The sequence below is a fragment of the Scytonema sp. NUACC21 genome (assembly GCF_054684315.1).
On sequence record NZ_BAAFZH010000104.1, the window covers coordinates 44,337 to 68,991 of the forward strand.

Annotated in this window: 26 protein-coding genes; 11 read left to right on the forward strand and 15 right to left on the reverse strand. The window is 41.7% G+C overall.

Features of this window, described 5'->3' with window-relative positions:
- Window positions 1-6: 6 nt before the first annotated feature.
- The gene (locus ACYRY3_RS35730; RefSeq protein ID WP_460206438.1) at window positions 7-1,650 is read right to left on the reverse strand and encodes an efflux RND transporter periplasmic adaptor subunit; all 1,644 of its coding nucleotides are present in this window, start codon (window positions 1,648-1,650) and stop codon (window positions 7-9) included.
- A gap of 221 nt (window positions 1,651-1,871) precedes the next feature.
- Complete coding sequence (locus tag ACYRY3_RS35735) at window positions 1,872-2,582, reverse strand: DUF305 domain-containing protein (RefSeq protein WP_460206649.1); 711 nt, start codon at window positions 2,580-2,582, stop codon at window positions 1,872-1,874.
- Window positions 2,583-3,139: 557 nt separating this feature from the next.
- On the opposite strand from ACYRY3_RS35735, the gene ACYRY3_RS35740 reads away from it, so the two are divergent.
- Together ACYRY3_RS35740 and ACYRY3_RS35745 are read left to right on the forward strand one after the other, a co-directional pair.
- Window positions 3,140-3,943: a phytochelatin synthase family protein gene (locus tag ACYRY3_RS35740; RefSeq protein WP_460206440.1), complete on the forward strand. Its 804-nt coding sequence runs from the start codon at window positions 3,140-3,142 to the stop codon at window positions 3,941-3,943.
- Window positions 3,944-3,975: 32 nt separating this feature from the next.
- Window positions 3,976-4,131, forward strand: coding sequence for a hypothetical protein (locus tag ACYRY3_RS35745; protein ID WP_460206442.1), 156 nt, complete (start codon window positions 3,976-3,978; stop codon window positions 4,129-4,131).
- Here the strand turns inward: ACYRY3_RS35745 and ACYRY3_RS35750 are convergent.
- Window positions 4,128-5,816, reverse strand: coding sequence for an NHL repeat-containing protein (locus tag ACYRY3_RS35750; protein ID WP_460206444.1), 1,689 nt, complete (start codon window positions 5,814-5,816; stop codon window positions 4,128-4,130). The two genes, ACYRY3_RS35745 and ACYRY3_RS35750, sit on opposite strands and share 4 nt — an antisense overlap.
- Window positions 5,817-6,202: 386 nt before the next feature.
- Window positions 6,203-6,658 carry an EVE domain-containing protein gene (locus ACYRY3_RS35755; protein ID WP_460206446.1) on the reverse strand — a complete coding sequence of 152 codons (456 nt, stop codon included), beginning with the start codon at window positions 6,656-6,658 and terminating at the stop codon, window positions 6,203-6,205.
- 318 nt (window positions 6,659-6,976) lie between these two features.
- Between ACYRY3_RS35755 and ACYRY3_RS35760 the strand changes: the two genes are divergently transcribed.
- Both ACYRY3_RS35760 and ACYRY3_RS35765 read left to right on the forward strand, forming a co-directional pair.
- Entirely contained in the window at window positions 6,977-8,377 is a 1,401-nt protein-coding gene (locus ACYRY3_RS35760; protein ID WP_460206448.1) for a DUF2252 domain-containing protein, read from the forward strand.
- A 33-nt stretch (window positions 8,378-8,410) separates the two neighbouring features.
- Entirely contained in the window at window positions 8,411-9,067 is a 657-nt protein-coding gene (locus ACYRY3_RS35765) for a glutathione S-transferase family protein (RefSeq protein WP_460206450.1), read from the forward strand.
- Between the two features lie 108 nt (window positions 9,068-9,175).
- Here ACYRY3_RS35765 and ACYRY3_RS35770 read toward each other — a convergent pair whose 3' ends face one another.
- A complete protein-coding gene (locus tag ACYRY3_RS35770) occupies window positions 9,176-10,063 on the reverse strand; it encodes an NAD-dependent epimerase/dehydratase family protein (protein ID WP_460206452.1) in 888 nt (295 codons plus the stop codon).
- Between the two features lie 276 nt (window positions 10,064-10,339).
- On the opposite strand from ACYRY3_RS35770, the gene ACYRY3_RS35775 reads away from it, so the two are divergent.
- Window positions 10,340-11,080, forward strand: coding sequence for a histidine phosphatase family protein (locus ACYRY3_RS35775; RefSeq protein ID WP_460206454.1), 741 nt, complete (start codon window positions 10,340-10,342; stop codon window positions 11,078-11,080).
- 256 nt (window positions 11,081-11,336) lie between these two features.
- Here the strand turns inward: ACYRY3_RS35775 and ACYRY3_RS35780 are convergent, their stop codons facing one another.
- From ACYRY3_RS35780 to ACYRY3_RS35805, 6 genes are all read right to left on the reverse strand, one after another.
- Complete coding sequence (locus tag ACYRY3_RS35780; protein WP_460206456.1) at window positions 11,337-11,750, reverse strand: heavy metal-responsive transcriptional regulator; 414 nt, start codon at window positions 11,748-11,750, stop codon at window positions 11,337-11,339.
- Window positions 11,751-11,836: 86 nt separating this feature from the next.
- Window positions 11,837-12,094 (reverse strand): hypothetical protein, encoded by a 258-nt coding sequence (locus ACYRY3_RS35785; protein ID WP_460206458.1) that lies wholly within the window; start codon window positions 12,092-12,094, stop codon window positions 11,837-11,839.
- Between the two features lie 128 nt (window positions 12,095-12,222).
- Window positions 12,223-12,345, reverse strand: coding sequence for a hypothetical protein (locus tag ACYRY3_RS35790; protein WP_460206460.1), 123 nt, complete (start codon window positions 12,343-12,345; stop codon window positions 12,223-12,225).
- A 149-nt stretch (window positions 12,346-12,494) separates the two neighbouring features.
- The gene (locus ACYRY3_RS35795) at window positions 12,495-13,490 is read right to left on the reverse strand and encodes a MazG nucleotide pyrophosphohydrolase domain-containing protein (RefSeq protein ID WP_460206462.1); all 996 of its coding nucleotides are present in this window, start codon (window positions 13,488-13,490) and stop codon (window positions 12,495-12,497) included.
- 232 nt (window positions 13,491-13,722) lie between these two features.
- On the reverse strand, window positions 13,723-14,211 hold the full coding sequence (locus ACYRY3_RS35800) for a DUF1643 domain-containing protein (RefSeq protein ID WP_460206464.1): 489 nt from the start codon (window positions 14,209-14,211) through the stop codon (window positions 13,723-13,725).
- Between the two features lie 16 nt (window positions 14,212-14,227).
- The gene (locus tag ACYRY3_RS35805; RefSeq protein WP_460206466.1) at window positions 14,228-15,508 is read right to left on the reverse strand and encodes a nucleotide kinase domain-containing protein; all 1,281 of its coding nucleotides are present in this window, start codon (window positions 15,506-15,508) and stop codon (window positions 14,228-14,230) included.
- 612 nt (window positions 15,509-16,120) lie between these two features.
- Between ACYRY3_RS35805 and ACYRY3_RS35810 the strand changes: the two genes are divergently transcribed.
- From ACYRY3_RS35810 to ACYRY3_RS35820, 3 genes are all read left to right on the forward strand, one after another.
- Window positions 16,121-16,390, forward strand: coding sequence for a hypothetical protein (locus tag ACYRY3_RS35810; RefSeq protein ID WP_460206467.1), 270 nt, complete (start codon window positions 16,121-16,123; stop codon window positions 16,388-16,390).
- Between the two features lie 127 nt (window positions 16,391-16,517).
- A complete protein-coding gene (locus ACYRY3_RS35815; RefSeq protein WP_460206468.1) occupies window positions 16,518-16,790 on the forward strand; it encodes an Arc family DNA-binding protein in 273 nt (90 codons plus the stop codon).
- Window positions 16,791-16,965: 175 nt separating this feature from the next.
- Window positions 16,966-17,106 (forward strand): hypothetical protein, encoded by a 141-nt coding sequence (locus ACYRY3_RS35820; RefSeq protein ID WP_460206469.1) that lies wholly within the window; start codon window positions 16,966-16,968, stop codon window positions 17,104-17,106.
- A 40-nt stretch (window positions 17,107-17,146) separates the two neighbouring features.
- Here the strand turns inward: ACYRY3_RS35820 and ACYRY3_RS35825 are convergent, their stop codons facing one another.
- Window positions 17,147-17,689, reverse strand: a complete 543-nt coding sequence (locus ACYRY3_RS35825; RefSeq protein WP_460206470.1) for a helix-turn-helix domain-containing protein — start codon at window positions 17,687-17,689, stop codon at window positions 17,147-17,149.
- Window positions 17,690-18,389: 700 nt separating this feature from the next.
- Between ACYRY3_RS35825 and ACYRY3_RS35830 the strand changes: the two genes are divergently transcribed.
- Window positions 18,390-20,585, forward strand: a complete 2,196-nt coding sequence (locus ACYRY3_RS35830; protein ID WP_460206472.1) for a DEAD/DEAH box helicase — start codon at window positions 18,390-18,392, stop codon at window positions 20,583-20,585.
- Window positions 20,586-20,788: 203 nt separating this feature from the next.
- Here ACYRY3_RS35830 and ACYRY3_RS35835 read toward each other — a convergent pair whose 3' ends face one another.
- Entirely contained in the window at window positions 20,789-21,001 is a 213-nt protein-coding gene (locus ACYRY3_RS35835; RefSeq protein ID WP_460206650.1) for a helix-turn-helix domain-containing protein, read from the reverse strand.
- A 158-nt stretch (window positions 21,002-21,159) separates the two neighbouring features.
- On the opposite strand from ACYRY3_RS35835, the gene ACYRY3_RS35840 reads away from it, so the two are divergent.
- Window positions 21,160-21,639: a hypothetical protein gene (locus ACYRY3_RS35840; protein ID WP_460206473.1), complete on the forward strand. Its 480-nt coding sequence runs from the start codon at window positions 21,160-21,162 to the stop codon at window positions 21,637-21,639.
- Window positions 21,640-21,682: 43 nt separating this feature from the next.
- On the opposite strand, the gene ACYRY3_RS35845 is transcribed toward ACYRY3_RS35840, so the two are convergent.
- Together ACYRY3_RS35845 and ACYRY3_RS35850 are read right to left on the reverse strand one after the other, a co-directional pair.
- Window positions 21,683-22,585 carry a S1 RNA-binding domain-containing protein gene (locus ACYRY3_RS35845; protein WP_460206474.1) on the reverse strand — a complete coding sequence of 301 codons (903 nt, stop codon included), beginning with the start codon at window positions 22,583-22,585 and terminating at the stop codon, window positions 21,683-21,685.
- Window positions 22,586-22,693: 108 nt separating this feature from the next.
- The gene (locus tag ACYRY3_RS35850) at window positions 22,694-23,443 is read right to left on the reverse strand and encodes a dienelactone hydrolase family protein (protein WP_460206475.1); all 750 of its coding nucleotides are present in this window, start codon (window positions 23,441-23,443) and stop codon (window positions 22,694-22,696) included.
- A gap of 203 nt (window positions 23,444-23,646) precedes the next feature.
- On the opposite strand from ACYRY3_RS35850, the gene ACYRY3_RS35855 reads away from it, so the two are divergent.
- A complete protein-coding gene (locus ACYRY3_RS35855; protein ID WP_460206651.1) occupies window positions 23,647-24,633 on the forward strand; it encodes a GntR family transcriptional regulator in 987 nt (328 codons plus the stop codon).
- Window positions 24,634-24,655: the final 22 nt, after the last annotated feature.

The following is a 24,655-nucleotide window of genomic DNA, read 5'->3' on the forward strand; positions in this document are numbered from 1 at the left end:
GTGTTTTTATTTCTGATTGGTAACAGTTGGCTCGTGATGAATGACATGATGGTTGTCAATCCATTGCGGGGGTTCTGTAGGAGCTTCTTCTGGTAATACAGAAAATTTTGCGGATGGTTGAGGTTTTGTACGGCGATCCGACCAAAAAGCACCAGCCATGAAAGCTAAAGTCGCGATCGCACCTCCCCCCCCAACTCCAAGCCACAAAGGCATTGAAGAGTTGGAACTTGCTCGTTGTTCTCCTGCTTCCTTGCTTTCCCGCTCACCTGTTTTTCCACCACCCCGTAAAGATTGAGCATAAAGTTGAGTTGCACGCTGAGTGACAACTAAATCCCCCTCAAATAAACCAGTCTTCACCTCCACCATATCTCCTGAGGTTTGACCTAAAGTGACTTCAACAGGTTGGTAAGTATTACCGCTTTGCACGTAAACCTGTTGTTTGCCATTAGCCTCAACAACAGCAGAACTGGGAACAGCCAAGTTAGCTGACAATGCTTGGTTGGTTAAAACTTCGAGTTCTGCAAACATTCCTGGCTTAAGAACTCCACCCGGATTATTAATTTCGGCTTTTACAGGTACAACCCTTGTATCACCTTCCACAACAGCTCCAACTACGGCAATTTTTCCGGTAAAAGTGCGATTGGGAACGGAAGCAACCTTAATATTGACCCGTTGACCCGTCCTTACCTTACTTAAATCTTGCTCATAAATATTTGCAGTCGCAAAAACTCGACTATCGTTGGCAATAGTCATCAACTTGCCACCTGCATCTTCAAAGGATTGACCGAGAGTCGCTTCCCTATCAGATATTTTACCGGAAATCGGTGCAGTTACGGTTACCAATCCTTTCTCATTTGCTTGATTTCCAAGTTGTTGCAGCCGAGTTTCATAAGCAGAATTACTGAGATTAATACGCGATTTTGCAACATCCACTGCTGCTTGAGCGCGTTTGAGTTGATTCTCAGCCTCAATGACATCCCGACGACTGCTTGCTTTAGTCAGTTCGGCTTTTGCCTGTGCAAGCTGAGTTTGGGATTCTAAGGCATTGCGACGTGGTAAAGCACCAGAATCTGCCAACTCTTTGTCCTTGTCATATTTTTCTTGAGCAAAAGCAACTTGGCTTTGTGCTTCAGCTATTTCAGCAGCTGCAATTTCCTGATACCGTTTGTAGTTTTCCTGGGCACGCTTTAAGTCAGCCAAGCTCGATTGCAAATCAGCTTGTCCTTGAGCAAGTTTTTCCTGAGATTCAACGCGCAGTGTTACCAAGTCAGGGCTCGTGAGAACAGCAACCGGTTGACCTTTCTTTACGAATGCACCAGGTTCCACCAATAACTCAACTACTTTTGCCCCGGAAATTGGGGTCGTAACTTCCACTTTTTGACTGGGTAGAGTTTCAATTTGCCCGGTAGTTTTAATACCAACCGCAAGCCGTTGACGCTTCACTGGCTCGACTTTCAGCCCTATCCTTTTCGCTGTTTCAGCTTCTACTTGGATAAAAGTGGTACCTGTAGCCGTTTCACCACCTTGAAATTCATTTCCGTGTCCGGCATGGGCGAAAACCACTGTGGGACTAAGCAATAATAAAAAGCTCAGGACTGTAGTGGAACAACAACGAACTGCTGTCAATGATTTGGAAAAAGAGTTGGACATGGTGCTTTAATACTTCTTTAGTACCGGGAGAAAAGAATAGGGCACGTGCCACACCGCGATCTCAGTCCAGTCATGCACGTACCTCCCAGTCTGCCATTGAAAAATGAAAATGATGTGAAATTTGTTATTTGTCATTTGTCATTTGTCATTTGTGTTGAGCAAAGAACTAATGACCAAGGACTAATGACCAAGGACGAATAACTTTATTTGTGTCATCTTACTTACTTGTTATACCAAGCTTTTCTCCACTGCTTCATTTCATCGATTTCTTTTTGTTGAGAATCAATAATCTCTTGAGCCAATTTCTTAACCTCAGGTCGCTGAGACTTATTCAAGGCATCCTTAGCCATGTCCAAGGCACCTTCGTGGTGAACAATCATCGCATTCATAAACCGCAGGTCAAAGTTAGCATCTGCCGTCCCGAGGTCTTCAAGCATTTTCATGCTTTGCTGTTGTTCTTTTGACATTGGTACAATAGATTTACCCCCACCACCATAGATAACAGGTTCTGCGCTGGCTTGGGGATACCACTCTTTTCGCCACTTCCGCAATAGTTCATTTTCTTCTCTATTCTGGGCAATAATAATGTTGCGTGCTAGACCCTTAATTTCAGGGCGTTGAGATTTTTGCTCGGCTTCTTTTGCCATGACAATTGCCCCTTGGTGATGTAACCTCATGCCATCAATGAATCGCAGATCGTAGTTAGCATCTGCTGGTCCCAAATCCATGCTATGACTCATATGGCTATTGTGCCCCGTACCACCATGTTGCATATGCTGCTTATCGCTTGCTTCTACAGCTGTGGTCTCTGGAGATTGGTTTTGGTTTTGGGAAGTAGTTGTAGAACAGGATGTTAGCATACCCCCTGTTAGATATGCTAGTGCTACAAAAGTCAAGGCAAAAAACCCGTTTTTCCAAGAAATAGGCTGCATAAGTTTTATCTGACGAATAAGAATTACCAAAAAGTTTCTTTCTCTATTGTGAAATATCCAGCTAACTGGAGTGTCAACTGCGTTGCGATCGCCAACTGCAGCCATTTTCGATTAAGCGCAAGGCAAATACACCTACCACTTAGTATTTCCAAAAAAAATGAAATCAGGATGAAACATATTTTTGTAGGGTGGGCACTGCCCACCAGCAGCCAATGTGCGGCATAGCCCTACCTAAGTCTTTAGGTCATCTTCTGGCGGGAAGAGAGTAATTTTTCCAAAAAATGAAATCAGGATGAAACAGTAAATAGTAAGTAAAAATTATGGTGTCCTTCTTGACTCTCCAGCCTATAGGAGAGTTTAGGATAGGTTAGGCAAATTCATCTATTTTATTTAATGGTGGTATTTGAAGAAAATTTAAAACTTATTGTACAGATGTGAGAAACAACTTTGAAATTGGGAAGAATACCTTTTATACCAAATCAATGATTTGTCTTGCGATTGAATGACTGTAAAAACTTAAATAAATCGATCTATATTATTAGGATACATGAGCTTATATGGAAACCAATGGGTTTTATCGCCGACCTTTGCCTTCACCACTCATTTCTTTTTCTTCCCCCGAGGGCAAACAAATTTTTACAGAAGCATTAGCTCTAGGAGGTATGGAGGGTTACTTTGCCCTAGCCGAGCAATTTCATACTCAGTCAGAACCAGCTTACTGCGGTCTTGGGACACTCGTTGTTGTCCTTAATGCGCTGTCAATTGACCCAGGTCGGATTTGGAAAGGTTTGTGGCGATGGTACAGTGAGGAGATTCTTGACTGCTGCTTGCAACTGCCAGTAATTAAACAACAGGGAATAACACTCGACCAATTTGCGTGTTTGGCACGTTGTAATGGAGCACGAGTAGAGCTTGAGCGTTACGGCAATAGGACTATTGAAGAATTTCGGGAAGCTTTGAGAAAAGCCACTGCATCTGAGCAAGGCTTGCACATGGTAGTCTCTTACTCACGAGAAGTATTGGGGCAAACTGGCGATGGTCATTTCTCTCCAATAGGGGGCTATCATCCAGAACGAGACCTAGTTTTAATTCTAGATGTTGCTCGCTTCAAGTACCCATCCCACTGGGTGCCTTTGTCACTAGTTTGGGATGCTCTAGCGCCGGTCGATCCGGCAACTGGAAAACCTCGCGGTTACATTCTGATGTCTAAAGCAAAAGATTCGCTTCCTGTCTCTTTCCCCAATTGCACCGTGGAAACGGTTGGGAAACTGGGATTTAACATTGAAGACGCGGTTCATAGCAAAGCTTTTGAACAAGTTAAAAAATATATGGAGAGGATGGTAAGTTTAACAATATATTGAATCTTTCAATTGCTCTTTCTTAAAATCGCCCAATGTGTTGTGTAGGTTGGGTAGGAAGTGGCAACCAACAATTGGATGAAATGTTGGGTTTCGTTCCTCAACCCAACCTACACAATAACAAAGAACGCTCCTTTATCATCGGTTATTACAAAGGACAAATGACAAAGGACAAAGGACGCTCTAACTAAAAGCCCGGACAGTTACTACTTTCGCAGACGGTATACAGCATTGTCTTAGCTTGTAAATCTTCCTCAACTAAAACGGCAAGTGTACCATCACTGAGCCTAGTAGCAGATAAAGGCTGCCACAAATCAATCCACCCACTTCTTTTTGTACGCAGGGTCGTGATATGGTTTCCATTTTTTGTATCCAACATCCTTACTGCTCCTGTATTCGTCTCATCTCCCTCATATTCTTTATTCAAGTAGCCAATAAACACTCTGTCCTCCGCTACTAAAAAGCCTATTCCTAAAATGCGCTCGTGAATTGGTACGCTGTCGTCGTACCAGTTATACGGTATTCTTGTTTGCCAGTTTAGCCTTGGCGAGCCAGAGGATATGTTATCGTACCGCGCAATGTCTCCTCCAAATTCCATGACTTGTTCGTTCTTACCTCCAGTCACATACAAAGAATCCGTCTTTGAGTCATGATAAATGCGTTGAAGATTCACCCACCCTTCTATTCTTGTCACTTCTTGCGTCTGACCGAATATCGGGTTACCGTCCCCATCAACCCCTTGAATTTCAGTTTTTAGAATTCTATTGCCATCAAGTTCCCAAAAAGTGCCGTCTTGGTCGATGCTAAATGCAGGACTGCGGGATACTCGTGGTAGTTTCCCTGCAGGAGCTGCTATGTAACCATTGTTAGAGAACTTGAACACATGGATGTCGCCGCCGTTTAAACCGTCAACTGTATACATAAACTTTTGGTTTTTAATGTTCCCAACAAAGACGACCGATCCAGCGGCGGCATCATTGTTGACACTCACTCGCGGATCGTCCGGGTATGTATCCTCGTCAAGGGTATACGCAATCAATTTCCATTGCTTACCGGGGGGTTGGCTGTAATCCATTTCGTATATCTCTTGTTTTCCGTAGACATACTTGCCCTTACTATCGGGGTCAAACCAAGGCATATCTATAAAATGCAAACCGAGTGCTTCCCAATTCAATGTCTCTCCATCAGGAGCAAGGCTGACAATGCGTGTACCCCATCGACTCATGCAAATATAAATGTTGCCTTCTGCATCCGTGCCGGTGCCGGTAATACCCCAAAATACGTTAGGTTTGACTGCTCCCTTAGTAGCTTTTACACCACCAGGAGTACCAACCGTGCGTACAAGTTTACCATCGCTGTCATAGAACTCAATAACGTGTTTATTATCACCGTCATCGGCCACCATGATGAGACCATTCTTATTGTCAATTGCTAGTGCTGTTGGTTTAACCAAACCAGCAATCTTTATACCAGTTCCCTCCTTGACTACAGTATTGTCCTTGATACTCCACCTGTTACCTTTGCGGTCAACGACACTACTGACGTTTATGTCTCGCTCTGTCTCATTTCCTACAACATCACCTTTGTAATATACGCCATGAGTGAGTCCATCTTCATCCCAATGACTTTCAGTGAAAACATTGCCTTGGTTATCAACTTCACAGGCAGAGACAAAGTTTTGTACGTGTTTATAAGGGTAGTCTTTATCTGGGTTTAGCCGTTCAGCACCACTGAGAGTATTGCCAATCCAAGAAGTTTTGTACTTCACGTTATTAGGTGTTTGGGCTTGCACTGGATTTGTTAACAAATCTCTCACCCCTGTCCCTAAGGAGAATAGGGTAGCGAGAGAAAGAGTACCGAGTTGACGTTTCTTCACAGTTCACTCCAGATTTCACATTAGGATGTTTGGAAAGCCTGGAGATGCGTCCCAAATAACTGTCATATGTTACTTTCAAAAGCTGTACAGCGGTCAAAGTTCAGTAAAAGCTAATGAAATAGCCCTACAAAGGGAATGATGATTCCGATCGCAAGTCAGTGAAATATTTGTTAGGTATACACAATTGCAGAGGACGCTACCCTAAAACACTTCTCTGCTCCCTGGTAACCAAGAATGGAAAACGTTAAACTTTCTTATCGGAGCACCAGCCAAAAAGAGGGCTCTTTGGCTTGGGTTCTTTAACTATGCAATTCTACAATGGGAAAAAATATTTGACAAGCAATTCTACAATGAGAAATTTTTATTTCAAAACCTAATTGGAACAGTTAAGAAGTTGCCATCCCCAGAATCTTCTGAGCCACTTCTGGAGGCACGGGCATAACCGATAACCGATTTCCCGGTCTGACTACCATGAGTTCTTCATTGGTAAACTCTTGTTTGAGCGTTGATAGTGAGAGGGGTTTGGCAAAAGCCTCCACAAATTCCACGACAACTGTTTGCCACCGAGGGGAGTCAGGGCTGGATTTTGGATCGTAGTATTTACTTTTTGTATCAAACTGGCTTGGGTCAGCAATACCTGTCTTCACAATACGCATCAATCCTACAATACCGGGGGGCTCGGTGTTGGAGTGATAGAAAAAAGCTAAATCTCCTGCTTGCATTTGCCGCAGAAAGTTGCGAGCTTGATAATTGCGAACGCCGTCCCAGACAGTCTCACGTTGCTGTTGGAGGTCAGAGATACTGTAAACTGTTGGTTCTGACTTCATTAGCCAATAATTCATTGAGCCCGGATAGTTTTGTTAACACATACACCTATCCATAATGTACGGGAATACAGTTTACCGATCGTATTATTAATTAGTTGACTTAAAACAACAAGTATACTAACGCTTTTTTTAGAAAATCTTAAAGTTCTTGAAAGTTACAATTTATACGAAATATTTTTTTAATCTTTACTCCCTTCCCGCCAGAAGATTACCTATTGAAAACCGCCATAGCGAAGTATGTCATTTTGTATCGGCAAGGGATTGTTTTCACGTAATTCTTCCCATAAAACCATCTGCGTTATAGTTAATTTGTTTCCAGTATTAGAAACTGCTATGATAAAACAAATAGTTGCGATCGCACGCAGCATCCACCTATGGGCGATCGCAATCATCTGGATCTTTAGTTTGGGATTTGCACCAGAAGTTCAAGCTGCAACTTCGCGCCCGACTTGGGTGCAAAATGAAATCTACCAACACAACCATCCCTATGCCAGCCAGCTGCCAACTGAACTAGAAACAAAAATGCGTAAGATGGCAGATAGCCCCTTCGCCTTCTACCGGGGAACGGCTCATATTTTCTACCGCGATATGCAAACCTTGGGGGGCTCTAAATTTGTCAATTCCCCAACCTCCGCCATTTGGTTGGAAGGAGATATGCACGTGCAAAATCTTGGGGGAATGAGGGATAGCAAAGATAATAACGTCTTTGACACAACAGACTTTGATGAAGGCTACCTCGGTCCCTACGTTTGGGATTTGCGACGCATGGCAGTCTCTATTCTATTAGCGGCTAAAGAAAACGGTCTGAGTTCTGGCGATGCTCAAGATATCGTCCGGAATTTTTTAGATGCTTACTTAAATAAAATGAGTGACTTTAAGGGGACTAACGACGAATTATCTTACCGTCTGGAATCGAGCAATACAAGCGGTGTGGTAAAGGATTTAATTGAAAAAGCAGCAAGTAAAAAACGCTCTAGTTTATTAAAACAATACACAGTAGTGAGCACTGATGGCAATCGAGCCTTCCAGACATCCTCCGTCCTCGAATCTGTATCTGACAGTACTTATTCAGCCATTTCCTCTGCCATGAGTGACTATATTCACTCAATCCCTGAAAGCAAACGCAAAAGCAAGAGCTACTACACCCTAAAAGATATTCGTCTCAAATTAGGTTCGGGCACTGGTAATCTTGGTAAATATCGATATTTCCTACTCATCGAGGGTCCTAGTTCGGCAACCGATGACGACCGAATTTTAGAAATGAAACAGGAAGCTAGTAGTGCGGTTGCTATTGCAGTTCCCGGTCTGCTGTCTCCTGCAAGTTATGAAAACCATGAGGGGCTAAGAGTGACGATGACCGCTAAAGCAATGCTTTCCAATACCGACCCCTTGGTTGGGTACACCACGGTGAACAACATCCCCTTCATGGTGCATGAAAAATCTCCCTACCAGGTGGACTTCGACTATAAGTTATTGACCGATAAGTCAAAGTTTATGGATGCAATGGAGTATGCAGGAAAGGTGGTTGCAAAGAATCATGCAATATCTGACAAGGATTACAATACCGCGATCGTTCCCTATAGCGTTGACAAAGAAGTGACTGACATTGTAACTCCAAATTCAGCTGCATTTAAAGATGAAATTGTTAACTTTGCTGTAAACTACGCAACTCAAGTTGAATATGACTATGCAAGTTTTGTAGAAGCTTACAATGCCAAGGTACCGCTTTACTGAATTGCACCATTTGACATTTGAGACTAAGAAACAATGTTAAAGTTTTTCTATAATCCAATTTCTGTTAACGCTCGTCGAGTCTGGATAGCCTTAATCGAGAAACAAATTCTCTTTGAGCCAGTTTTGGTGAATCTAGATGGAGACCAATTTAATCAAGAGTTTACAGCAATTAATCCGCTTCAACGCATTCCTGTCATTGTAGATAACGGATTCCGAGTCGTTGAGTCATTGGCAATTTTAGATTATCTTGAGGCGAAGTATCCCAATCCATCTTTAATGCCTACTGAACCTGAAGATATTGCGATAGTGCGGATGGTCAATATGGTTGCTATCAACGAGCTTCAGCTTGCTACAATAACTCTTTCTCGACCATTAGTAGGATTAGAAACTTCTCAAGAAAAGCTGGAAATGGCAAGAGAGAGAGCGATCGCGGTATTGCAGTTCTATGAGTCACTTTTAGTTGGAAAGTCTTACTTTGTCGAAGATAAAATAATGTTATGCGAAGTTGTTGTTGGAACACTAGTTCCTTCAATACCCTTATACGGTTTGTCTTTAGAACCTTACCCAAATCTCAATGCTTGGTCGCAACGTTTGCAAGAGCGAGCTAGTTGGCAGCAAACAACTCCGAACGATCGAGCAATTGAATCGGCTCTTCCAAATATCAGAAAAATTTTGGAGCGGCGATCGTAAGTTGACGTGATGGGAATCACAGCGTCAGTGCTAAAAGGGATAGTAGCTGTAATATAGCTGCTATCCACACTTACCCTTAGTTATCCTTTTTGGGTAACTCTTTTAGAATCAAGAACCAGTTAGAGTAACCATCTGTGCGAGAGTATCCTGCCACTTGTAGATGGGGTTAAAGTTTAAGTGTTGTTGTAATCTTTCACCGCTGTATTTCCAGCGTTGCCCGAAAGCGCTACTTTCAGAGTTACTATGTTTAATAGCACTGCTGCTGCTAGTAATGTGAATCAATTCAGTACAGAAGTCATGCCAAGTAAAATGATCGTTGATAACATTAGCAGCTAGTCCTAGTGGCTTATTTAAACATTCAACTGATGCCCAAGCTAATTCTCGAGCATCTACCCAAGCATCGCCAAACTGTGACCATTCGTCCTGAGTCTCCCCAGGCAAGATGACATCTTCACCCCTAGATACTTTTTCGTAGAGATCTGTTGTCCATAAACCTTTTTTTGTCAGACAACGCGGATCTGGACCCCAAATATGTGGTGGTCGAAGGATACTAAAGTCACTACGCTTTCTCTTTCGGGCTGTTTCCTCCAATAACGTTTCGCAGGACACTTTGCCATAGCTGTATGATGAATAGGTCTTATTTAATGGATGATTCTCAGCGATTGGAAGCCATTGAGCATAACCATACACATCTACACTACTTATGAATACAAATGCTCCTCGATCCCAATATTTGAGTAATGTCTCCATTGCAACAATATCTACTTCAGGATGTATGAACGTACAAGCTACATGAATAATGCCTGTTACTTGATGTGCGGCACGGCGAAGACTATGCGTGTCAGCAAGATCGCCAAGAACCACGTCAACATTTGTCTTTCGTATTGCAGGTTCTGAGTTTGTTCGAGCTAGTATGCGAATATGCTTTCCGCGTTGTTGTAGTTCTTGTACAACAAAACTTCCCAACATACCTGTTGCGCCGGTGACCAAAATCATCCAACTACCCTCCGATAAAACTCAGCTTTCTTTAGATATCCCCTTACTTATCGGCGGAATACGTCCTTGTTTTCTACTCCATCGCTATTATTTTTTACAAAAATTAATATTTGGCTAATAACTCATCTGTGGCATATCACCCGTGAAATGCAGGTTCAGCCTAGAGCTTGAGCCTTGTAGTACAAGGATAATGATGTTAACGGTTTCTTAAGAAGAACTTAGTCATGCTAGTGTAATCTCAATGCTATTCGGAATTTAGACAAAGCAATTGTAACAGTGAAGATTAACAGACGTACAATCATCAGTGCCCTTGCTGCCGCACCTGCATTTGCAGGTTTTTCTACCCTTCTTTCAAAAGTTAAAGCTCAAGATGTCAAAAAGTTTGAAGTTTGGTTTATTAGGCATGGTGAGAGTGAAGTTAATGTTTTATCCTCAAGACCCAACCTACCCCCAGACTTACCCCCCGATGAAGGCTTTACCTATCCTCTCACAGTAAGAGGTATCGAGCAGGTGAAAGAACTTGCCTTGTCGATTCAAGAGATTGATGTTTCAGCGATTTTCACCTCCACTCGCTTGCGTACCGTTCAAACAGCAGATGCTCTATCGTTTGCCAAAAATATTCCCATACAACTTGCTCCTGAAATTGTTGAAGTCAATTTTGGTACACTCGCTGCATCAAGTGCTGCTGCTCTTCAAGAAATCTTTCAATTATTAACTGATTGGTTGATAAACGAACAATACGAGCGCAGCGCCCCTGATGGAGAGAGTTACAACGATTTGCGCTCTCGTTTCGTCCCATTTGTCACAAGGACAATCGAGCAGTATTCCAGCATTCCTCAAGTGCTAATATTTGTGGCGCACGGCGCTATTTTATCTACCATGTTACCTCTGGTCTTCAAGAACGTTTCGAGGCAATTTGCACTGGCTAACATCTTACCAAATACGGGGGTTGTCAAAGGCGAACTGAGAAACGGACATCTTATTTGTACGGATTGGAATGGAGTTCAGCCGCTATAACGACAAGTGTTAAGTTGAAGTGAGATGCCACTAACAGGACGAATTTTATCTACAATCTTATTGCCTGCTCAAGAAAGATAGTGTAGATATTTTCTATACATTTTGTACCGGGAACCATGTTGCCACATATTTACAACAGGGATATTAGCAGCTGCTACTTGTAATTGATTCAAAGGATCGTGTGGCTTTATCTCCAATTTGAGATTTTGCTTAATGGTTGCACGTAGTTCGCTCAACTTAAAGAAGCTTTGACTTGTTAATTCTGTTCAATAATAGGGCAAATTGTTTGTTCGTTCTGTTCGGGTACATTTTCCCTACCTGACAGCAATCCTTCTAGTTCAGTCTTCAAGATACGTAGTTGCCGAATTTGTTCGTCAATAGCAGCTAACTTATCTTTTAGCTTGACTTTTACGCGATCGCAAGGTAAAAAACCTTCATCGTGTACATCCAAAAAATCTTTAATTTCTGATAGTGTCAACCCAAGATGTTGAGCGCGTTTGATAAAGTTGAGACGTTTAAAAACATCAGAATTAAACAATCTAAACCCGCCTTCAGTTCTACCAGACGCTTTCAGTAAACCAAGCTCCTCATAATAGCGGATAGTTTTGATAGGAACACCACTTTCTTTAGCTACTTCGCCAATTTGTTTTGACTGTTCTCGAACTAACATGATGAGCCCCTGTTCTATAGAAATGACCACTTTTATCTTAGACCCTCCAGTGAGATGGAGAGTCAAGACCTGACAGCACCATATCGCTAAATCTTGGCACCTTTGTGAGACTTCGGTTTTCTCACAAGAAACCACCATATCTCCAATCCAATTAACGTCAACCCGCCGCCTGTCACTGCACCCTTTACCCACAGTGGTTGTTCAATCCGCGCAAACTGGGTGGTGTGTGAAGTTTGAGTATGTGGCATTTCGTGAGTTGTCTGTGCTTCTACTCTACTAGAGGTGACACCGACTATTAATCCCAAACTGACGATACTGCTGGTAATTGCCTTTTGACTTAACATTTTCCTACTCCTTACACAATGGCTTTGCTTTGAAAGTTACGCAGACGCAAAGCATTTGTAACGACTGACACAGAACTAAATGCCATTGCTGCACCTGCAATCGTGGGGTTAAGTACTCCCCCTCTCCGTTAAGAGATGGCATGTCTAAGGAGCGCTTTTGCAGCATCAACATCTGCATCAGCAATCGCGATACATATAAATTTTGTCAGACGTGCTGTTTGAAGCGTCTCTACATTGCCGATTCGTATCATCCTTTTTGTAAAATGTCATAACAGCCGTATTCACTACATCCCTGAAAACTATCCTAGGGTCACTTTACGTACCACTACGCATGCCCTTTCGGACAGAATCTTGGCTTTCTGTTTAATTGAACCCAACACTGAATTTGCGATCGCTTAATTCAAACCCCGTTTGCGAGACTAACCATGACATTGTTAAATTCACACGGTTCCTCAGTCAGTTGGTGCTTGTCATGCATATCTATAAATTGGGAGTTAGAAGGCATTAAAGTTATTTGATAAGTTATGGAGCGTGCATTAAGGTCAACAACTACCGTTCCTCCCCGGTATTTCTCTACCTGTCCCCAGACCTCATAGCCCATCATGATTGCCTTCTCCCAATCACCCAACGAACACTGAGTAACTTCTAAATGTGATGTCATATTTTTGATAGTTTTCAATAGCTGGTAATCTATCGCTGAAACGCCTTCTAAAAACCTGTGATCTTTAGCATAGGTGAATACGAGTGCTGATATGCCTTCCTCAATAGCTATTGCACGACCGCCGTCTTCAACCTCGTCAACGAGAGAATTGCTTTTGCGCTTACGTTTAAGCATACTACGCATGACTGGCGACCAACCCAAAACTGCGGCATATGACATATGGAAAACATCATGAAAGCGGTAACCATCGCTAGAGTAAGAGTTATCGGTGAGGTCGTTTCCAACCTGTTGTTTGTCAATAAAGGCTCTCATCTTTACTAAGTTATCGTTCCTTAACTCAGTCATCTCTACTTCAAATTGTCGTGGTAAAGTTTCGTGTTCGGGAAAGTTTTTGTCAAAGATGTAGCCTATAGATTGACTATCTATTTTTACTGAATTTCTCCATCCCCAACGGTCATGGCACTTTTTCAAATTCTTTTCTGCAATTTCTTCTAAATCAAGGTTAAACTTGCTTGCCAAGTTGGCAAGATACCAAAGCATATCACCCAATTCTTCCGCAACTCCTTCTTTAAAAAGTTTATGTGCATCACCGTCACGTAAATGCTTCTTATACTCAGTCATCAAAGAGCCGACTTCGCCTACTAACCCCAGGAGTGGAATCATTAGTTCAGACCCTTCCACAACAGGCATCTGGTCTGTACTCATCGCTTGTATTTGATAATCCACAAAATTCATAATTTAACTCTTCTAATCAAAAGCAGATGCACTTAGTTATACAAAGAAACTAAAGCCATGCCTTCTGTAGATTTATCAAAGTTTATTGAAGGATGTATACTTTTTTAAGTAATCTTACCGTTTAAAAATTTTGTTTCAACTAGTATTTTGAGCTTATAAAGCATTAATTGTTTTTATTTATTGAAATAAAAATAGCTAAATTAAAAACTTAGTAATAGAAGTAGGGACAGTACTAAAAACGAATTGGTTGTGTATTATTTTTAGTGTAGAGTGGGTGGCGTGGGTGCCAATGTTTTGTTAGACCCAGGCAGTACAGAGGTTGTCGATCGGAAATTAAATTGAGCACTTTTTCGTTCCGATGCTGAAAGCTGCCATTCGTACCCCATGCCAAAATAATGAAAGCAGCACGTTTTGTTGCTAATTGAAGATAGTCATTATTTTCTGAACCCACAGGATCGGGTACTTGGCGTATATCACGGGGTTTAGTAGCACGGTAAGCAAACAGATTAACTACTTCAAGAGAACCATAACCCCAAAACTGAGCAAAGTAAATGCACTTACGAAGTGTTGGATCATCTTGGTTAGCATCTGCAGTGCTTGGGTTAAGCATCACAAAAGTAATTTGCGGTTTATTTATATCCCATACCCGCCCTAACAAGTAGCGGTACCTTCCATCTTGACTGAGAACGGCAGATTTGTTCATGCCACTTACTTGATTCATAAATAAATTCTTGAAGCTAGAACAGACATAACTGATAAGAATTGGGTAACACTGAATTTTGTAGGGCTTGTGTTTTTTTCATCTTTTTACTTTTATCTTTAAACAGCATCTTTTGCTCTTTTTGATCCTGTAATTCAATCAAATCTTTTGTTGTATTATAATTTATTTTTTCGGCATCAGTTAATAAATTATCAATTGTTATATCTTCCAGAGATAATTGCTGATAGTTACTAGCTCTTAGTTGCTCTCTATTGAATTTTTTCCGATTTGTATAATTGGGTTTTAACTCAATCAAGGGCTGTTGAGGAAGTTCTAATTTTAGCTCACTTGATGCTAAAGTTTTTTGAACCTTATCGTTTATCCGCCATTTAGGTGGATAGAAATAATCAATTGGTTGAGGATTTGAAGAAAATTTTGATTTTATTTTTTGACGATTACTTTTTAAATCAGGAAATGCTACTCTGCAATATTTATCAGTCTCACAAAATAGGTTTTGACAATCGATTGCTTGTAGCGGACGACCCCAGAGCGATTGAAAATTTAACCCCAAACGCTGAAATTCCTGTTCCTGATTTTCGGTCATCCAAAGGATAATATCGGCATTACTTTTCCCATCCGTATCAAGGAAACACTTGCGGATACCCCGTTCAGCCCCTGGACCTGCTATGGTAAAACTGTTTTCATCAAAGTTGATAATTTCGCTATAGTTAATATCTGTTGCTAATTGGTAAGCCATAAACTTACCTAGTAACGGATATTCTTGAATAGTATAAAAAACTTCTTCAAGACTTTTAGCTTTGATTATGCGGCTGACTACACGATCTTTCACAACCATTTGCTCGATTAATGCCAAATGATTCTGGTGTTTCTTATCATAGCCAAACTCTTTACTAGCACAAGACATATATGCACTGGTATAAATAACGTATCCAGTTTCCATAGCATCTTGTAATAGATTTGAATAAATATTAAAATTAAAATTAGACAGTGAAATATAGTTTCCTATTTTGTTTTCTAAGTATTCCCAAGTTTCTATTTTGTTAAAAATTTTAAACAGTAAAATTCTGAATAAAACTTCTTCTTCATTTTTACTTCTATTACCATCATAAATTATATTCTTAATAAGATATTGGGAAACGCGATCGCTAGCTCGATAAGCATTACAAAATTTATAAGTATTGATAATAGGGTCACTTGTCCAAGGTGGTGGCATATTATTAATCTTCTTAAAAAAGACTTCCTGGCGCAGGGCTGCAAATCGCCAATAAGTATCATAAATCTCTTGCCTTACTCGCATATATCATTCTCCTAGCTTTGTCTATCCAAGTTACTCCGGATTAGAGTCTTTCGTTGTCGGCTTTAAGTTCCTTCAATTTACGGCTGATTAGTTCATGAAATCTTGCAGAATCTCTAAGTAAGTTAAAACATGGAATCTGTCGTTTTAGCTGTGATAAAAATTGTAGCAGTTTTGTATATAATTATGTAACAATTCGCTAACAATGTTCTGTAAATATATAATCATATCAGCAACTCAGAATCTTCCGAAATATCACCATATTATTGATAAGTTGTCTCATGGTAAAGGAGAGTTCATATCAATTACTCTAACTACGATAAGGTTTGGTAATCATACTCCACTACCCAATCAGTGCAGATATTTTGCAGCCGTCTATACCCTACTATGCCCAAGTACAGATGTCACCAAATCAACTGGCACACCCCGATCAAAAGGATATGTTGGGTATAGATATCTAAACCAGTGAGCCGACACCAGCATTTTCCAAGCTTGCCACTGCTCTCTTCACTACCTTTAGCGTCTTGTAGAAAAGCGATCGCTATCCCTATACTATTCCAGTCAGAGCTAGTAGTACCGTGTTACAATTTCCAATAAATTTAAGAAGGTGTATCGATGGCTACCCTTAATAACATAGATTTACCAGATGACTTGTATGAACAGCTTAAAGAGTTAGCCACACTTGAGAACAGCTCTGTTAACGCGCAAGTTATCAGTTTATTACGAAATGGCTTGTCAGTAGTTCAAGAACAGCGAATGGAAAAACAGAGACGAAGGGATGTACCAAAACTTTTGGAAGAAATTCGTTACCGTCGAGAAAAGCGCAGAACTGATGTCGAATGGTTCGATAGCACTGCTTTGATTCGAGAAGATCGCGATCGCTAAGACTTTGTATTATGTACGTAGCGGATACATGAGTTTGCATTAATTACTTTATCCAAGTTCTGAATCTTTCTATCCACAGCTAGTAGTATCGTGTTACAATCACCAATAAATTTAAGGAGGTCAGTAAATGGCTACTCTTCGTGACCTAGATTTACCTGATGAGATGTATTCACAGCTGCAAGAGTTAGCTACAGCCGAGAACATCTCAATTAATGCCCAAATCATCAATATATTACAAAATGCCTTATCAGGAGATCGGATACAGAAAGTGACAGAAAAGCAAAGGCGACAGAATGTCGCACAACTTTTGGAGGAAAGCCGTCGTCGTCGTGAGCTGCTACCAACTGATATCGAATGGCCTGATAGTACTGCTATGATTCGAGAAGACCGCGATAGATGATAGGGCAAAGGAAGCTTTACAGATGTAACGGAAGGATTTTCTATAGACCGACGAATCAACCATCCGTTATATCCAAGGGCAAAATGCGTTGCTATCTTTGCATCTTTATATGATATGAAATTGAACTTTGAAAAAGTAGGTAATAACTCGTAAGTGTAAGTTAAGGCATTTGGCTGTGGCATCAAAACATATGGAACAGGTGGTTCGAGACGCACAACCAAAGGATGCAGAGGCGATCGCTAGAATGTTAAATCACATCATTGAAACTGGTATCTACTCAGTATTTAATACAGTCTTCATTCACTTTCGAGGCTGAAGGGAAATAACTTTCAACTTTTTCTACGCGGTTTGAACAGTCAGATGCAATCCATCAAACCAAGGGCTAATTTAAATTCAGTATCGATTTTCTCAGCTTGGCGTACTTCCAGCAGTTGGTTTTCCAAAAATTCATTCATTTCTGAAACAACAATACAATGTTGTAACTTAATACCCAAAGCGTCAGCTACTTCTATTACAGTGTCAAAACTAGCATTTTGATAATCTTGCTTTTCATATTCTTTGATTTGCTCTTCCGTTAATTGAGTGAGCGCAGCCAATTCTTTCTCTGTAATTTTCTTAGCAATTCTCACTTTGATCAAAATTTCCCCAATTTCATCTATATTTAGATTGAGGCTTTGTAGAACTAAAGAATTGTCAGGATTGTGATTTTTCAGGTTTTTATATTCTGTTATTTCTGTATGAAGATTTTTGATATGAGCGTAGTAAGAATCTATTAACAGTTGCCAACCTTCTGGGTCTTTGCTCCTTTTTTCTTCATTTTGATACAAACTCATAATGGCTTGGTGAAATTTTTCAATCCAAGATTTAGTAATCATCAGTTGGTACTCGTTCTTAATCATGGGTTCCCTCTGAAACTAATTTATTGTTACGATGTCTCTCTATTTTGTTCTCTGTGTATCGGCAGACAAGACAAAGCACCCTGAAATAAACTTCGGGCTCTTATCTGAAGTAGAGACGCGAAATTTCTCGTTTCTACATCGCCTTAAAATCAAGTTCAAGGTTTGGTAGAAAATCTGACGCGATAGCTTCGCTACAGCCTGCGACAGATCGCGTTTATTCGGATGAAAATCAACAGAATAAACTACAGTCACGAAGTTGAGATGCACCAATTTTCTTCATCAAGAAGTATATTTCAGGATATTTTCGCCCTTTGTTAAAACGACTTGACTGTTCTATCCTCACTACAGAGATTTTGTATAGAGTAAATCATAATATCATGCCAAGACGCCAAGGAAAACTTTGCAACGGTGATTGCTACAGTTGGTGGTAACCAAAGCAACACGCTGCCTTGTCTTTGCACGATACTGAAAAGAACATCAAGTTGTTATTTTACATCGTTCACAATTAATAACGCACAAACTCAACCTTTAACAGGATAAATTTACACATTTTTATTGTTATACATAGCATATATACTTAGGTTTTTCTGAGAATTTATCCGTATATTTCCTATAACAAAAATCATATTGCCTGTGATAGCTTGCTAAATATTCAGGGTGCCGCCGTGTCAAAAATTTAACTATCACAGGCAGGGACTCAATGGCAGTTGCTAACGAAGAACAAATTAGCAAATTTATTACTACCGAACCGCTAAAAGCTACTAGTGAAGCGGGTGAACAAAAAGTTTGGGATGCTATTAAAAGTGCTTTTTCAGACAGAAAGTGTATAGCTTACTGGCGTTATCCGATTTTTTCTAAGGTGGGTGATATTCGCAAGGAACCTGATATTCTGATTGCCGATCGCGAGTTTGGTTTAGCGGTCATTGAAGTATTATCAGTCACTATAGACCAAATTGTTGCTATTAATGACCAAAACTGGCAGTTGCAAAATTGTCACACCACAGAAGCTAACCCCTATCAACGTGCAGAACATCACCTACGTGCTTTGCTTGCATATTGCAATACGGACAATGGCGAACCTGCAATGCAGCGCAGAGTCAATGGAAAAGCGATCGTTGCGCTTCCTCTGATTACTCAAGAACAATGGCAGCAAAGAGGTTTTGACCAGATACCGAACTGTCCTCCTGTGATTTTCCAAGACCAGTTAAGCAAAGTTGAGTGCCTTGAACGCATCCAACAAAGCTTTGCCCTAGTTCCAGGGGAAAACTTGGAAGATAAAGACTGGGAATTGCTACTGTCAGTCATGAGCGGAACACCCGCATATCGCACAGAGGCTTCTCGCAGGACAGATGCAGTTGCACAGAATAGCCGCGCTAGCGTTATGGAATTGCTGCGGCAAAGGCTGTATGAAATTGATTTGCAGCAAGAGCATATTGGCAAAGAAATCCCTCCCGGACCTCAACGAATACGCGGTATTGCAGGTTCAGGCAAAACGGTGCTGTTGTGTCAAAAAGCTGCCCATATGCACCTCAAGCATCCAGACTGGGATATTGCCATTGTGTTTTTCACTCGCTCTTTGTATGACTTGATGACTAAACTACTGGATAAATGGATACGCCGTTTTAGTAATGGTGAGTTGCACTACGATCCAAAAACCAACCACAAGCTGCGAGTGCTTCATGCATGGGGCGCAAAGGAACATCCAGGGTTGTATGGGACGATTTGTGAATACCACGGCAAAAAACGCAAGACAGTTGCAGATGCAAAAGAAAGACAGCCCAACCGGGGGTTGGCAGAGCTGTGTAAACGGCTACAGGAAGAGGTCACAATTAAACCCATGTTCGACGCTATCTTGATTGATGAGGGTCAGGATTTAGTAGCCGAAGATGATTTGAAATACGAAGACAAACAAGCAATCTACTGGTTGGCTTATCAGGCGTTGCGACCTGTGGACGCAGAAAATCCAGAGGAACGGCGTTTAATCTGGGCTTATGATGAGGCACAAAGTTTGGCTAGTATAGCAGTGCCAAAGGCGAAAGAAGTTTTTGGCGATAAGTTGAGCAATATTTTGAGCAAACAACCTCAATATTCAGGTGGTATCAAACGTTCTGAGGTCATGCGTCGGTGTTACCGCACTCCAGGACCGATTCTCACTGCTGCTCATGCTATTGGTATGGGTTTGCTACGTCCAGAGGGAATGCTTGCGGGGATTACAAATAGGGACGACTGGAACAAAATTGGCTACGAAGTTATGGGGGACTTTCGACGCGTAGGTAAGCCAATCACCGTCCATCGACCAACTCATTATTCACCCAACCCTATTCCTGAACTTTGGGGCAAACCTGTTTTAGAGTTTCAAACTTACAGTTCTCGTCAAGAAGAATTGAAGGCGCTGGCTGAGAAGATTATGCACAATGTTATGTTTGATGGTCTCAATCCCAGTCGCGATATTTTAGTTGTGATTTTAGGCTCTAACTCTGAGGCGGTAGAATTAGAAACTGATGTTGCTGGGTTCTTATTAGACCACAATATTGATATTTACATTCCCACAGCTTTGACCTTAAATGATTTGGCTCCCCAATGGCCCAATACAGACCCAGATAAATTCTGGCATGAGGGAGGAGTGACAATATCCCGCGTCAACCGGGCTAAGGGTCATGAGGCTGATATGGTCTACGTGGTTGGCTTTGATAATGTGGCTCGCAATGAGAGTGATGTTAATTACCGCAACCAGTTGTTTGTTGGTTTAACTAGAGCACGGGGTTGGGCAAATTTGAGCGGTGTAGGCAATTATTTAATGTATGATGAAATGCGGCAAGTGATTGCTAGTGGCGATACTTTCACGTTTACTTACAAGCGACCGCCGAAGCGCGATATTGGTGATGGAGAAGTTTAGTACAAAAGGCTTTCAGTATAAGGGCATTTGGATGAAAGTAACAGGGTTATACTGCAAGCTTTACAAGTATTTGCATTTGTGAGCCGCCTTTACACCAAGGTGTACTAGAGACTTGGTAGATCGATCGAACTTGAGCGATTTGATTTTCTTGTAGGATGGAGGCGGGTTTCCCTCCAAGCAAACCTCGGAGTCTCGCCCGCCCTTTACTCTTCCACGACTTCTACTAAGTCTTCAATCATCACATCCAAGGCGCGTGCCATTTTCAGAATGGAGGTAAAGTCAACCATTGCTAGTCCTGGCGCTCTTGCGTAGGCTCTCACTGAACTGTAAGCTACTCCGGAACGGTCTGCCACGTCCTTCAGTGTCCAACCTTTCTCGCTAGCAAATTCTCTAATTCTTAGCCTAATCTGCCCCATTATGGTATTGACAAACGATTGAATCCTATCGTTTAATATAAATGTTCTAATAAAACGATCGCACCACGGCTTGAAAAACTGTAGAGCGACCGCGTTGACATTTTTCAACATAACCCGTTTTACAGTAGATATCTCCACCTTCACGGGTGTTACCTCATATGTTATCATCACCCCAGCAAAAAACGCTCGTTATTCGTGAGTCAAAAATCCGACACAAATCAAACATCATTCATCAGCTAGCGCGATTTGTGACAGAAGAAGCAGTGTGTCTGATGTTTAACATAAACCTAGAAGATATCTATGTCGTGGAATGCTGGCGCTATGTGGTGTATGTCCACGGGAAAGGGATAAGTAAGTTTGTTAGCTACGCGGATTTCCCGCCAATTATCGGTGTTGAACCACCTACCCCAATAGAATTCCTCAAATGGCGCAAACGCTGGCGCAAACACAATGACCCCAGTCAAAGAAAGCAAGCACCTAAGTGGTGGGCAACGTTTTTTACCAATGAATTTTGGCAAGCTTTCTCTGACTCTGCTTTATGCAGTTGGGGCGAATTACTCTGCTCAATCCAATTTGCCTTTACAGAATTAACATTTGAGGAACTGCAACAGAGTTATTCGTTATTGGTTAGTAGTTAGTGGTTGACTACCAACTACTAACTACTAAAGACCAACCACTAACCTATTCCGAAAGTTTTTTTCTAGCTCGTTCGGCACGTGCTTCAGCCGATGCCATGACATCGTCCATATTTTCGAGTACTTCGCCTGGGAAATTTTCCAAAGCTCTGGTAGAAAGGGCAACCCGACCTTTACCTTCATCCAAATCTAAGATAACAGCTTTAATCGGCTGACCAACTTGAAATACCTTGTCGAGATTCTCAATAAATTTTTGGCTGACCTGCTTAATATGCAGCAAAGCGCTCATTCCATCTACATCCACAAACACGCCAAAAGGTTTGATACCTGTCACTTTCCCCTCTACCAACTGACCGAGTTCTAATGTACTGAAGTTAGCAGAACGAGTGGCTATGCGTTGTGAAAGTATCAGTTTATTACTGCTACGGTTAACTTCTAAAAAGCCAGCGGTCAAAGTTTGTCCTTTGAGTGCTTCCAAATTCTCGCGTTCAGTAAGGTGCGATCGCGGAATAAATCCCCGCAAACCTTGAACATCAACGGTAACGCCGCCCTTATTTATGTTGCTTACCCGCACTTGGGTGGTTTGGGAATTTTCCTGCATTTGTGCCAGTCGTTCCCAAATGTGCCTAATTTCCAGTTGCTTGCGCGATAAGGTAACTTGACCTTCTGCGTCCTGGTCTCGGATAATTAAAAATTCTTGTTCTTCATTTAATGGCAGCACCTCCGCTAAATCAGTGAATGCTCTCAAAGAAGCCTCATCGCGGGGGATATAAGCTGACGATTTGCCACCAATATCGACATAAGCTCCATCTGGATCGATTTGGAACACTCTGCCCTGTACCACCTGTCCCTTTTGAAACTGGTAGTCGTGTTTTTCTAGTGCCTTGGCAAAATCGTCCATTGTGAAAGACGAATTGGCTTTTTGAGAAATTTTCGCGTCGGAGTTCATGACTTATAAAGACTCATTGTTAATTGCTAACAGCTAATGGCTAATTGCTAACTGTTTTTCTATTAGCCATTAGCTATTAGCCGTTGTTCAAACGGCTGTTTTTCCTACCTAGGGGCTTAGTTGCTCCTGAAACAGTTGTTTCACTTGCTCCCAAGCATCGGCTGCAGCTATTGAATTATAACTGCCTCGTTGGTCGCAGAAAAATCCGTGATCGGCTCCATCATAGCGAAACACACGATGAGAAATGTTGTATTTTTCTAACTCTGCTTCAATCTGATTTACGTGGTCTGCTGGAATGCTGGCATCTTCCATTCCAAAAAAGGCATACAGGGTGCCTTGAATTTCTGGGGTGCGAGTTATGCTGGGATTGCCATTACCTGGAGTGCGGGTAGGGATACCAGCACCATAGAAGGAAGCGGTAGCTTTAATATCTGGCAGAGTTGAGGCTAGATAAGCAACATGACCCCCAAAGCAAAAGCCTATACAGCCAAAACCATCTTTTTTCACCTCATCTAGGGTTTTCAGGTAGTTAATAGCTCCTTGAATGTCACCTAATAGCTGTGGTGCGGTTGTTTGTTCCCAAGCATACTTTTTACCGACTTCTATATCTTCTTTGGTGTACCCTGTTTCAAAACCAGGGGCGATTCTTTGAAAGAGGGCTGGTGCAATTGCTACATAACCTTCCTTAGCAATGCGTTCTGTAACATCCCGAATGTGAGAATTGACTCCGAATATTTCTTGTAATACCACAACGCCTGGATAAGCACCCGATTCCAAAGGCTTCGCTAGATAAGCGTCGATTTGAACCTCGTCTTGCAAAAATTTAACTTTTGTGGTAGATGTCGCTCTCTCTGCCATAATAGTTTTTACCAGTGCTGTGTGAGTATATATATATAGCTCTGATTTGTCGCCCAGAGCTATCTCCAATCAAATTATCAACCACCAGTAGCAACTGCACCAGAAATTTCTAATAGAGAAATTGAATGTATTAAGTAATATATTTATCTTTTGGCATTTGCGGCAGGTCACAGACAGCGACTATCACACAGGAGATTTTGTTGATGCTTCAATTCCGGATTCAGCCAGACAGTGAAATACCCGCATCAAACCAGCTGTTTAACCAAATTCGATTTGCGATCGCATCTCGGCAATATCCACCCGGATACAAATTACCGAGCACGAGAGCCCTGGCAATGCAGACAGGATTACACCGCAATACAATTAGCAAGGTTTACCGTCAGTTAGAGGATGATGGGCTGGTAGAAAGCCTTGCTGGGTCGGGAATATACGTCCGCGCCCAAGGTCATGAGGGGGGTAGTAAGCTGCAATCGCCCATTCTCAAACAGTATCCTGAAGCCAGCAAAGTTGTACAGCAAGCATTGGACGAGTTACTGTCTCAAGGTTGCTCCCTCAGTCAAGCACGAGAGTTATTTTTAGCAGAAATTGATTGGCGCTTGCGTTGCAGTGCGCGAGTCTTGGTTGCGGTTCCATCGCGAGACATTGGTGCGGGCGAATTGATGGTGTATGAATTAGAACAAGCCCTCAAAATACCAGTACAGTTAGTACCGATGGAAGAATTAGCTGCTGTTTTGGATCAAACGTCCTCGGCTACAGTCGTGACAAGCCGATACTTTATTGGTGATGTGGAGGTGATTGCTGCGCCTAAAGCTGTGCGTGTTATTCCCTTGGACATACACGACTACGCCAAAGAGTACGGTCTGTTTAAAAGCTTACCAAAAGATAGCTGTCTTGGCATAGTTAGCCTGAGTTCGGGAATTCTGACAGCAATGGAGGTGATTCTTCATGGTTTGCGGGGAGATGAAATACTGATAATGACAGCGCAGCCAAAAGATACTTACAGACTTCAGGCAATGGTCAAAAGGGCACAAGTGGTTTTCAGTACAGACCAAGTGAGTTATTCAGCAGCGCAAGCAGCCTTACAAGCTACTATGGATGACATTATTCGTCCGCCTAGGTTGATTTGTGGTGAAACCTATATCGGTTCTAATTCAATTAACTTGCTTAAACGAGAGCTGGGTTTGGGATGATGACCGAATAATTCGTAATTCG